Here is an 11,606-nt window from a genome sequence, read left to right on the forward strand (position 1 = left end):
CAGGGAGGTCTCCAGAGGGGTCATATCGAGCTGGGAGAGCGGAAAGAGGTCTGTCATCCCGGGAAGATCACAGGAAATCTTCCGGGATTCACCTTCAAATCACTAAGGGGCACAATATCCTGGGAAAATTTGGTTCCCATAAAAGCCCTCCTGACATGTCTTGTTTATTTAATTATAGCACCAGTTTCCCTCTCATGGCTCCCGTGAAGAGGACTGCCTTTGAAGGTAAAGAAGCCTCGCAGAATGTGCCTGGAGGAGATGTATGACACCGCAGCGGCACAGGGCAATAATTCAAACGCGGTGCTCATGGGCCTCTGCCGGGGTCCTTCCAGGCTTCAGGAACTCGTTGATATCCTCGCCCGTTGAGGCCGTGAGGGTCAGTGCAAGCTCGCCATTTATCAGCTCTTCCATCTCCCCTTTGCTGTAAGTGCTTCCGTCGCTTTCCACCTCGTTGATATGCATCTTCTCAATGCTCTGGGACGCTGACGAAGAGCCTGGAGCACTCGCGTCGAACGGGAAGCTATGGCTCACTGCCCCTTTTTTGCTGTTGGCAATATTTGCCACCGTCTTCCATGAGGATCCGGCATTTTTGCCGCCGGTAAGCCTCCCGGTACAGGTATCATCGATCCGCTTACCCTTGACCGCGGCAATGCTCCTGTCGGCCTTGATGGCTTCCATTACAGGTATTTTTTGATGGGGCCGAGCTCTTTGCCGCTTAAAGGCTTTCTGTTCATTGCAGTTGAGCGCTTCTACAATGCATCGGTGAGGAACAGACTGTACACAATCAGGGCAATACCAGCAAGAGACAGGACCACACCAGTTATATTCAGTGCCTGGATCGAGTCTTTGGTAGCCCCCATGAGAGCTTCCTCGGACTTGGTCGTGATTATGAAGTCCCTGCTCAATACGGCAGGCTTCTGGATGACAGGGCCGTTGTCCGTCTGCAGGACAGGCCCGAAGATATAGACCGGCACTTCCACGGGCAGAACCCACTCACGGAATTTCAAGCCCTTCGTCTGCCCCCTGCCGCTTCCTTCGAGATTCACCTCTGCAAAAGTCGCTTTTCCTGCGGGAACGCCTGGCTCATCTTTTTTCACCGTCTCAATTAACTCCACCTGGGCGCCTTCGGGATCGACGGGAAGCCTGCCGGAGTCATCCCTTACATAGAACCTTGTTCTCACCTCGCGGCTCACAATCGATTCCGTTCCGCGCCGCCTTTTTCTATGGACTCTTCCGGCTGCGTCGGTTTCCTGATGCTCCTCCTCATATTCACGGGTGATGGTGCTTTTATAGCAGACACATTCCCTTCCGCCCACGTCACTTCTGAGGACCTGAATCGGCTCGATGAATCCCTTTATCTCCACGAAAGAGCCGTTCTGCGCATGCATCAGCCCGCTGCAGGGCGAGGTTTCCGTCTCCACAATCGCGATGAGCTTGTTGATCTCCGCGTGGCGGACAACAATGACAATGACGGCCAGTATGATAAGACCGCACCCTGCACACCATATCCACATGCTTTTCATCTCCTTTGACAAAGGGACATCTGCTCAATGCCTTGCGGTCATCCCGGCATTCTGTCCGCTCCCGACAACAGAACACCCGGTGCCGCGCCTAAGGGTTCTTATTGACACCTCCCTGCGCCGCATCGTTTTCAAAACTCTCAATTGTGCCGTTCTGTCGAATTCTTGCCATATAGCTCTTGCCTTTTTCGAAATTTTTCCACTCGGCCTCACGTGATGTTTGATAACAGTAAGCCTTGTTTCTGGGCCCCCTGAAACTCACGATATAGCGTTCCGTCCTGTCGCCTTCTTTCACTTTCGGGCCCACCGCAATGGCAGGCCAGAAAGGAGCATCATCGGTCCCTTCAGTCTTTCTGGTCTCAGTGACAATCCACCTTTTTACGCGGTACGTCACCTTTTCCTTATATACCGGCACATCCTTATAGTGAGGCACCTGCACCGTCCTTGTCTTCTGCACGTCCTTATACACGGGAACAGAGCGGTAGACATCCTTGAAATATCCGTTTCCCATGTTCTGAGTTCCTGTCCTGACCTTTTCAGTGCCCACCTGCACCCTGTCGGTGTAAGTCTCCGTCCTTGTCGAGACGCCGGTCTGAACTTTTTTTATCTCGTAAAGCTCAGTTCTCGTCTTTTTTTGAAAGGCGTCGGCAGGCACCTGGTCTGCCCACTTTGACTCGGAGAGCGTGGTAAAGACCTTCACTTCAGCGGTGCGCTCCCACCTCATTCCGCTCGCCGTCAATGGCTTTATCCGCGGAGAGAACATCAGGTGGCCCGAGATTACCAGAAAGACGACAAGGAAGAGTATTGAGAGGGCGGTAACGGATTTCCCAAGCACAGACCGGTTTTTCAGTTTCTCTTTTTCCTTGAGAAGAGCGCCTGACTGCTGGAAAAAGGAGCGCCTGCCGGCGGCCTGGGAAGCAGTCAGCTCCGCCGCCTGCGGGGTGTCCCACTCATCTGTTCCCGGAGCCTCAGGGCTTTTCTTCTCTTTTCTCAGACGGGTAAAGAGCTTTTCAAAGGCCTCCCCGGCAGTGGCTCCCCTGAAAGTGCTTCCCAGGGCCTCCACTTCAAAGCCGCCGGGAACGGCGGTGAGCACATAATCGAGTTGCCGCCCCTCCTTATCGACATCGTCACGGTAGATTATCTGCTTTCTCCTGGGCGCATCTTCCGCAGGGGCGCCGCAGCCGGAGCAGAACTCGCTGCCTCCCCTGTTGTCGCCGCCGCAGTGGGGGCAGTTCCAGTCGGGTCCGCCATGGGCACGGGCCAGTTCCGTTTCATCAGTGACATATTCGGCATCTTCGGCAAGATAGAACTGCACATCCTTTCCCCGGGGAACACCGCAGCCGCTGCAATGCTTATCATGGCCCCTGTTGCGGCTTCTCCCGCAGTACAGGCAGTCCCAGACCCCTTCTCTCACCGTGTACCTCGGCACCTTGCACTTCCTGCAGGCCTGATCGGCCGGGGAATTTTCATTGAAGCCGCATTCGCGGCACTTCCATTGAGCGGCAGACCCGCTGCTGCAGCGAGCGCAGAGCTTATATCCTGATTGGTTCACCATCCCGCATTGCGGGCAGACGGCTCTCTTCTCCATGGCATCTTTTCCTGGGAGTTCTCCTCATCATTACGCAAAAACTATCTTTTCCGGGAAACCGGCGGACCACTTCCATTTTCCTTTTCACTGCGCCCTGTAAATGATCCTGCCGTCCTTGATCGTTTCCAGCACCCTGATGGACCTCATCTGGTCATTCTCCGCCTTCAAGGGGAGAGAGCTGTTCATCGTGGGGTATGATGCCACTGAATTCGGCCTGAAGGCGGTGAAAGAAGGGGAAATAGACGCCACGATCTCCCAGGAGCCCTATGAAATGAGATAAATCGCCATGAAAGCTCCAGGTTTTATCTCAAGTCTTTCCATGGGTTCCGTCATTTTCCTCTCCCCGCCAGGAGCACCAGTACCGCTTTTTTCACATTCCAGGAAGATTTCGACATTTCGTGAAGATCTCAAGTATACTTTTGATGCAGAGAGGTGCTGCGATGAAAAGAACAAGCCTCATGCTCACCCTGCTGGTGCTCCTGGGCGCCGCGGTCTTCCCACCCCTGGCGGCGGCGGGCGAAGGGGAGCCTGACCGCAGAGGGCCGGTGATAAGGCTTACTGCACTGGATAAAAACGAGGGCCGGTGGACCATCAAGGGCTTTTTTTCTGACTCCCGCTCTGCCATAAAGGATGCCTACCTCTGCGTGCTCGACGGGCATGTGCCTTCGATAAGTGCAATCGCCGCCGATGACAGGGCTTTTGACGCGCCGCGGGAGCAGTTTACCGTGACAATCAAAAGGCCCGATGCCTCCGGGAACAGGGAGCTCTATTTCCAGGTCTCCGACGCGCAGGGAAATATTTCAACCATGGAGATTGCCTTATACCCCTATGCCAACAGCAGGGAGTGGGGCCATCTCACCTACCTGAGCGAAGAGGCCCTTGGTTTTCAGTCCAGCGAATGCGGGAATTTCAGGCTGTTCTCCCGGGAGGACACCGACGGGGCCCTGGTGGAAGGGGTGAGAAAAAAGCTTGTGGAGCTGAAGAACCTCGCCGGAGAGAGTTTCGGTTTTCCCGCCTATAAGAATTTTGACGTGCTGATATATAATCCAGGCAGCGAGGGAGCCCTTACCTTTAAAAACTACCGCGGTCTGATAAAAGGCAATGTCTTCACCTTCCCGCTCCCTTTGCAGGGCAAAAATGACCTGGAGAAGTACAGCTATACACTCCATTACTGGATTCCCCATGAACTGGGGGACCATTCCACGGGGAAACTGGTGAAAAACAGTTTTTCAATGCAGTGGCTTGCCGAGGGGGTGGGAGATTACCTGGCGTACCTCTATGCAAGGAGCTCTTTTCCCGAACAGGCCAGGGAGGGCCTGCGCACCAGGTACAGGAACGTGGACGAGAAAGACCGCCTCAAGACAGTGAACATGCTCGACGGGAGATGGAGCACCTGCCATTATCTTGCAAGCTGCGCCTTTGTCGCCGACCTTGTGAAAAAGAGAGGAACCGGGCCCATCAAGACCGTAATCGAAAAGCTCGGCAGCCTCCCGGAAGAGGAAAGAAGCTCTGAGCGTGCCATCATCCTCCTGAGCGAGGCCCTGGGATATGACATAAGGCCGGAGCTTACCGCCTGCTCATTGAAAAAAGCCGTTCAAATCCTTGAAGACTATCGGTGAATATGATATTGCCTCTTGAGAGGTATTCACAACCGCTGGCAGGCTTGTTTTGCTGTGTAAGGAAAGGAGCACATCCAGCCCAGATGATGATTTTTTTCAGAAAAACCTTGAATTTGAGGTATTCAGCAAGGAATTCTTGCCTTGATGGCTTTTTCTTTTAAACTTGTGGGGAGCCGGAAAAGCAAGCTTCTAGCCTTTCGCAGGCTTTTACGGAGAGCAATGGCTCCGATCTCAAAGTCTCCTGACCGGGAAGCGCTTCCTCCCCCTTTTTCCGAAGGCCCCGGGATTTCTTTGCCCCCCCGCGGCGAAAAGTGACACCGGGTGCAAGAGGACAGGGGCCATTCTCCAATCAGGCAAACGTTTGGAGTTGTCACTCCAGGTGTACCGCACCACAGACAATTCCTACTCACAGAGCATCACTGACGCATCATTCTGCCGGCAGGCATAATGTGCGTCAGTTGATGTTTTGCCCGGAGAAATCCCCTGGCCTCACGGTGCGCGCTCTCCGTCTGCAGGCCCTCGTTTCCGATGTCACCGCGGTCAACAGTGAGCCACCCGACTCAGAGCCATGGGAGCGCGGGCTCATCCCTGTTCCGGGACAAGATCCTTCACGCCCATCGGGTCGAGTATGTTTTTCCGGAACCTCGCGATTCCCCTGCTGCAGACCGTCGCCATCAGCTGCCGGAACAGGGAGACAATCTCTGTAAACTCTTCTCTCGGCATCTTCCTGTTCAGATAGAGATACCTCTCAGGGTCAAACTGAAATATCGGCATCGAGGTGAGGCGTGACCAGTCCATATCCTCGCTCACGATGCCCCTCTCCATCGCTTCATCCCAGACGGCGCTGCCCGGGAAAGGGACAAGGGCAAAGACGCTCACCATGTCAAGCTTCCCGCTGCGGTGATTCTCATAGATGAACTCATAGGTCTCCTTCATGTCGCCGGGGCTTTCATCGGGCGAGCCGATGATAAAGGAGCCTTCAACCTGGATATCTCTTGCGGCCAGCAGATCCAGCGCCCTCTGAACAGTTCTGATGGGCATGTTTCCACTTTTCAGATACCGGAGGATCTTCTCGGAGCCTGACTCTATGCCGATAAAAACGCATTTCACATTCATCTCGCGGTAGATGTCCGCCATCTCTTCATCGATGATATCGGCGCGGCTCGAGACAAAATAGGCCATTTCCCTGTGGAGATTGTGCTCCTTCATCCTGCCGAGCAGGTCGCAAAGCCACTGCTTCTTCATGGAGAGGATCTCGTCCTGGAACAGCACCGCCCCGGTCTGATACTCACTCCTGAGGAAAAGAAGCTCCGAGATGACAGAGTCGAGAGGAAACTTGCGGTAGTGGCTGTCGGGCATCGCGCAGAAACGGCATCGGCAGGGGCATCCCCTGCCACTGAAGATCTGCTTCATTTTCCCGCTGAGGTCCCACAGGCGGCGATCAGGCCGGGGGATCGTGCCCATGTCCTCAATAAGAAGCCTGGGGGGTGTCAGCGTGACCCTGCCCTCATGGTGGTACGCAATTCCCTTTATCTTTTCCAGTGACGCGGCAGTGAAACGCCCCTCCTGAAGAACCAGGCTCACCAGCTCGAGAAATGTCTGCTCGCCTTCGCCGATCACCCCGGCGTCAAAACACCCGGGAAGCGTACGGGGAAGGGCCGAGATGTGGGGGCCTCCGAGTATCACGGGAACGCCGGCCTCTCTCCTGATCCGCTCCGCTTTTGCCGCGGCGCGGGGAAAATGAAAGCTCATGGATGAGATGCCGATGAGATCATAGTCACCGGGCCGGAACGCCTCGTCACCGTTTATAATGGTAAAGGCGAGCTCTTCGTTCAGGTGGTGTCTCACATAAGAGGCGAGATAGCACAGACCGAGCGGGACCGCCATCTCGCTGAAAAAGGTTCCGTGGTCAATGTCCTGCGCGATAAGAAGTATCTTCATATGATTCCTGCAGCATGAAAATGGGGGGCAGACTCTTATAGTAACAGAACGGCAGCGATCATGCAAGCGGGGAGGCTGTGCGAAACAGGGGAACCCGGTATCAGACGCTCATCAGCATGTGGCTTACTTTTCTGCCATTCTCCTCGCACCGTCCTTCCCAGGATCTTTGCCTCAGGCTGCTTTTCAGCCTTTTTTGCGGTGCCCAGGTAAGTGGATTTCACGTACGCCATGGCGCCCCCGCCTTCCTTCTCCAGTGATTCCGCCATCCCCTTATCGAGAAAGACCAGCAGGAGCTCGAACTTCTCTTTTCCCGGCGCGGCATTTTCAGGAAACACGAAGGAGGTCGCGCCGACACCCGCCCTGACGGGAGCTGAAAGGGTCAGGGGGACCTGGAAGGTGAGGCCCCTTTATGGTGGATCTGCGGTGTCTGAGCGCTTCCTGCCGCCGTGAGCGTCAGGAGAAGAAAGGCCGTGAGCATTACAGGGCTCCTCACTCCCCTGGAGCACCCTTCATTCCCCGCCGTTCTTCACCGGGATCCTGAGGCCGTCGATGAGGATCCACTGCCCCTCGTCATCCTCGGAGATCCCCCCGTGGGGTGGCGCGGGGGCCTGGGGCCCCTCCCCCCCGTATTTCTTCCTGAGGGCCTCGTCCTTCAGGGCAGCCCCATCGAGGGGATGGTCGGCGCCGTAATATTGCTTCGCAAGGACGGGCGGTGCCTTGGAGGGATTTTTCAGGAGCTCCATGCCGTCGAGGGCGAACGCGCAGTGACCGCCGTCCATATAGCTCTCGTAAAGGATCATCGAGATGAACCCTTCATCGTCAAGCACCGTCTTGAGGGACGCCGATTCCACCGTGTCGAAGTTTTCAGGCGTCGCCTTTGCCGTGTCGCTCGACTGCCACCCGCTCCCCGCCCGCTCCCAGGTGTCCAGGGCCGCCCTGTCGAAGCCCCTGCAGTCCCGCCTCTCGCCTTCGGGGCTTCCGGGCTTGAGGGTTATCTCTTTCGGCGGGCCCGAATGCCTTCTCATCGAGACGTTCCACGCGCCTTCGGGGTGCTCCGCCGAGGGAGCCGTCCACCGCGGACGAGCGGTCTCGGTGCCCCCGCCGAAGAAGGAGTCCAGGCTCGAGAGCTCTCTGCGGGGAGCGCTTGCATGAAAGGCGACGGGCGGGGTCTCGCCCTCCTCGAAGAAATGCCTCTTGAGCATGGGCGGCATCGAGCATCGGCCGGCGAAGTAGGATTCGGCGTCAAGCTCGTACACGGCCCCGCCGCCGTCCCTCCAGAGCTCCACGAAGGTCATCTCGCGGGCTCCGTCATCGCCGAGCCACATGATCATCTTTGAGCGGCTTATGAGCGTATAGGGGAGGTTGGACTCAATGACGCTCTCGCCGATCCACCCGCCGTCAGCGCGGATGATCCTGCCCGGGGCGGCGCCCCCCGGCGCGCCGTGGAAAGCGACAGCGCCCTCTCTCGCGCCGTTGTCAAGGCTCAGAGTGCCCGTGCCGCCGAAGGGCCTTTTCAGGGTGACGGTCCACTTTCCCTTCATACGATCCTTCGAGGGGGCCTCGCGGGCGCAGCCGACGGCGCCCGGCCCATCCCTGAAAAAGAGCTCGAGGGACGACGCCTTTCCGCTCCCTCTCGCGCCGCCCTTGGCGGGGCGGCTCTTCGGTGACAGTGACACGCGGTCTGCCGGTGCTGGTGAGCCTCCCGCCGTGGCGCCCTTCTGCGCGGGCGCCTGCGGCGTGTCATAACGTGGTGAGCCGGGTGTGATTCTGTCCATGGGATACCTCTTCTTTCCCTGGCGCGGCCTCTGTCAGAGCCTGGTGTCATAGAGGTGCCAGTACATCACCTTGAGGCTGGAGCCCGTGGGGAATGGCCCCTATGATGATCACCGAGAGGGCCGAGAGGATGAGGAGGGCTATCAGCACCTCTGCGAGAGAGAATCCTCCCGCATGTCCTTGCGTCAGCGATCTCAACGGCTTCATTTCAACCTCCGGGAGGGGCACCCGGCCCCTCATCATACAAGAGAATTATAGCATAAATAAGGGGGAGGTGAAAGATGGGCCGACCGGCCCGTCGGATCAGATTTTCCCATGCACCTGTCCCCCCCCATGCATCACCATTCCCTTTTCATAGACCAGGAAGGGCTTGCCTTCTGAGAGGGAGCCGAAGGTGAAAGTGAGGTCAAAGGGCGCCCTGCCCCTCACGGTGAGGGTTCTGAGGCCATGGAGGAGGTGGAGGTGGCAGGCCTCGCAGAGCACGATGAGGTTCCATGGGTCATCGGTGCCGCCCTGGGAGCGCCTGATGATATGATGCACATGCAGGTTGCGCCTGCAGCGGCAGCCCGGGGTCTGGCAGCGAAACCGGTCCCGCTTGAGGATCTTATGGTGATGGGCCGCTTTTTTCAAGGTGCCCTCGGTCTTGAGATAGTCTGCGAGGAGCGCCGCAAGGAATTTCTCTTCCGGTTGGCCCAGGCTGTCAGCGCCTTCCGCCTTGGCAAGGCGGCCGAGAAAGGCATGAGCTGCCAGGTTCCAGACCCTCTCAAGCTCCCGGGGGAGAAAGAACTTGATTGTCATAGTGCCTCTCCCTGACATTGACAAACTGCCGCTTGAGAGGATATCCACCAGGAAGGTCTCCTCGGGGCCCTCGCCGTGGGGAATGGTGCAGGCTTCCCTGGCTTTTTCACGCGCACACAGCCTGGAATCTTTTTCAATTTCCATGGAGGCCTCGGCGGCGCGCATCTCATCGACATCGCTGAAATACCTCCAGGGCGCATCAAAGCGCCTGTCGCGGGAAGCGATGAGCTCCTCGTCGTCTGATATGAGAGGCCATGAGGGATTGAGAGAGGGGCCTTGATACCACGAGCCATCACGTATACTGTCCTGCACCTCCTTCTGCAGGCCGTGGAACCGCTCGTCGGTGACGTAGCGGAAGCCTGGAAGCAGAGTATAACTGTGGGGGACCAGGCAGTCATACTCCAGGATCCTCGCGCAGCGCCCTGCCTCTTCCCGAAGGTCCGCCGTGGGCACGCTCGCGGCGTAGGCAATCCACTGAGCTTCATTCCTGGAGTCCACGAGAGGCAGAATAAAGCGGGCCTGCTCCCTGGTGATGACGCCTTTCCTGAAGGCATCCTCGGTGAGGGAGTGGCGGCGGAAGCCCTCGGCAAGCTTTATGAGCTGGCGGGTCTGGGCCATCGAGAAGCCGCAGCGCTCCCCGGCATAGTCCTCGATGAACTCAAAGCCGAGAAGGCGGTGGAGCTGCCGCGCATCCATCGCCCGCAGGAGCATCCCCGCGGCCACGTCGAGCCTCTGGCGGATCGAGGCGGCCCTGATCAGGCGGCCTGCAATTGCCCTCGCGGAGGCCCCGGTAACTTTTTCCGGCCGGGCCTCTTCAAGCCACGACGGGAAGAAGATGCTCCATGGTGATGACCACGGAGTCTCACCGGCCTCTCCCTCGCCGGCCTGCCCGCTGACCTCGCCGGGAGCGCTCACGCGGCGGTTTCTCATCCTCCTTTTCAGGAGGGGACCCCCCCGGGAGAATATGGGGCGGTTCCCGTCGGCATCGATGGCCGGAAGCTCCGGAGCCACTCTCCCTGAGGCCAGGAAGTTCGCAAGGAGCGCCTCGATGAATCCCGAAAGCGGTCCGTCATAGTGCTCTTTGTCCCGGAAGAAGGAGAGGGCGAAGTCCCAGGTGAGGGCAAGTGAGGGCGCCACGCTGAAGTACATCATCGTGCCCTCGGACTCATCGCCATGGGGCTCATCGCACTTCCCGCCGCCCGTGAAATCCGCAGGCCTGCCTTCAGCACACGGGCTTTCCTTGGAGCAGGGGGCCTCATCGGCCTTCCCTTCAGCGAGGGCCTTCTTCACTTCCCCCTCAAGGCCGCAGAGGGAGCGCTCCTCTGCAACGGCGAGCCACCAGGACTCGTTCTCAGGCGTGATGACCCTCGAGAGAAATCTCAGAGCGCTTTTTGCGATCCTGCCCTGCAGATAGGCCTCCCGGGTGAGGGGGAGCGCCTTGAGGAGCTCATAGTTGTGCATCAGCTCCGACGCGGTGCGCCCCGAGAACGAGAGATGCTCCGTGGCGAAGACTCCCATGGAGCGGTATCCTAACTGATCAACCCCTTTCGCTTTAAGAGTGACGAGAAGGCCGCCGAGCAGAAGATCCAGTGCCATGCGGCCGCGGACTGCCTCGCAGAGCAGAACATCAATGCGCGCTGCCCGCTCATCCCTGTCGATTGAGCCGAAGGTGATGTCCCCGGTGAGCCTTTCCGCTTCGGGGATGAGGCCTTCCCTGGTGATTTTGACGAGGTGCTCAGGCCTGCAGGGCCCCTCCGCGGGAAGCTCATAAGGCTCCGGGAGGAGGAGCATATCCTCGTAATCCTGGGAAGAAAAAGAATCACCGAGGTAAAGAAGCTCATCTTCATCGGGAAAAAACAGATCACAGATTGTTTGGGTCTCATGTGTATCCATATCTCCATGGTACCATACTTTTGATGAAAATGCAAACAGGCTGTCCTCATAAAACCCTTTCACAGAGCGGATAGAAGTGCATCGCAGGATGGCCTCCGGAGGCTCCGAAAGAGGTGAGGAGGTCAAAAATGACTCTGAAGGCCATCAAAGACCTGCCAGCGAAAGACTGGGCCGGATTCCAGGCGCTTCAAGCCTGACCTGCCGCCGGGCAGAACGTTTTTGTGGATAAAAAAATATGAGCAGCATCCAAAGTCTCCGCCTCCCCCCCGGAGAAAAAACTCTGCGTCTTAGAGCTTCTCTATTTCTTCTTCGCAGAGGTCCGTGTATGCGGCGACGGTTTTTGTGTCGAAGCCGTTCTTCTTCATTCTGAGGGCTATTTCTTGAGCCCGCTCACTGCTGCCCTTCTGCATGCCTTCCTTCATGCCTTCCTTCATGCCTTCCTTCATGCCTTCCTTCATGCCTTCCTTCATGCCT

10 protein-coding genes are annotated in these 11,606 nt (G+C 57.5%); 2 read left to right on the top strand and 8 right to left on the bottom strand.

What is annotated here, in order from left to right; genetic code table 11:
* Positions 1-291 precede the first annotated feature (291 nt).
* The 3 genes from RDV48_29155 to RDV48_29165 form a co-directional block, all read right to left on the bottom strand.
* Positions 292-678: a hypothetical protein gene (locus RDV48_29155; protein MDQ7826903.1), complete on the bottom strand. Its 387-nt coding sequence runs from the start codon at positions 676-678 to the stop codon at positions 292-294.
* A gap of 71 nt (positions 679-749) precedes the next feature.
* Positions 750-1,514 (bottom strand): GIDE domain-containing protein, encoded by a 765-nt coding sequence (locus RDV48_29160; GenBank protein ID MDQ7826904.1) that lies wholly within the window; start codon positions 1,512-1,514, stop codon positions 750-752.
* A 97-nt stretch (positions 1,515-1,611) separates the two neighbouring features.
* Positions 1,612-3,108, bottom strand: coding sequence for a zinc finger protein (locus RDV48_29165; GenBank protein MDQ7826905.1), 1,497 nt, complete (start codon positions 3,106-3,108; stop codon positions 1,612-1,614).
* 115 nt (positions 3,109-3,223) lie between these two features.
* On the opposite strand from RDV48_29165, the gene RDV48_29170 reads away from it, so the two are divergent.
* Together RDV48_29170 and RDV48_29175 are read left to right on the top strand one after the other, a co-directional pair.
* Positions 3,224-3,388: a hypothetical protein gene (locus RDV48_29170; GenBank protein MDQ7826906.1), complete on the top strand. Its 165-nt coding sequence runs from the start codon at positions 3,224-3,226 to the stop codon at positions 3,386-3,388.
* A gap of 160 nt (positions 3,389-3,548) precedes the next feature.
* Entirely contained in the window at positions 3,549-4,727 is a 1,179-nt protein-coding gene (locus RDV48_29175; GenBank protein MDQ7826907.1) for a hypothetical protein, read from the top strand.
* Between the two features lie 582 nt (positions 4,728-5,309).
* On the opposite strand, the gene RDV48_29180 is transcribed toward RDV48_29175, so the two are convergent.
* From RDV48_29180 to RDV48_29200, 5 genes are all read right to left on the bottom strand, one after another.
* Positions 5,310-6,668, bottom strand: a complete 1,359-nt coding sequence (locus RDV48_29180) for a radical SAM protein (protein MDQ7826908.1) — start codon at positions 6,666-6,668, stop codon at positions 5,310-5,312.
* A 509-nt stretch (positions 6,669-7,177) separates the two neighbouring features.
* Positions 7,178-8,443 carry a hypothetical protein gene (locus tag RDV48_29185; GenBank protein MDQ7826909.1) on the bottom strand — a complete coding sequence of 422 codons (1,266 nt, stop codon included), beginning with the start codon at positions 8,441-8,443 and terminating at the stop codon, positions 7,178-7,180.
* A gap of 46 nt (positions 8,444-8,489) precedes the next feature.
* A complete protein-coding gene (locus RDV48_29190) occupies positions 8,490-8,648 on the bottom strand; it encodes a prepilin-type N-terminal cleavage/methylation domain-containing protein (protein ID MDQ7826910.1) in 159 nt (52 codons plus the stop codon).
* Between the two features lie 96 nt (positions 8,649-8,744).
* Complete coding sequence (locus RDV48_29195; protein ID MDQ7826911.1) at positions 8,745-11,132, bottom strand: HNH endonuclease signature motif containing protein; 2,388 nt, start codon at positions 11,130-11,132, stop codon at positions 8,745-8,747.
* Positions 11,133-11,419: 287 nt separating this feature from the next.
* A partial coding sequence (locus RDV48_29200; protein ID MDQ7826912.1) for a hypothetical protein occupies positions 11,420-11,606 on the bottom strand: 187 nt, incomplete at its 5' end.

This window comes from Candidatus Eremiobacterota bacterium, from assembly GCA_031082125.1.
In the GTDB taxonomy this organism is placed as follows: domain Bacteria; phylum Vulcanimicrobiota; class CADAWZ01; order CADAWZ01; family Ess09-12; genus Ess09-12.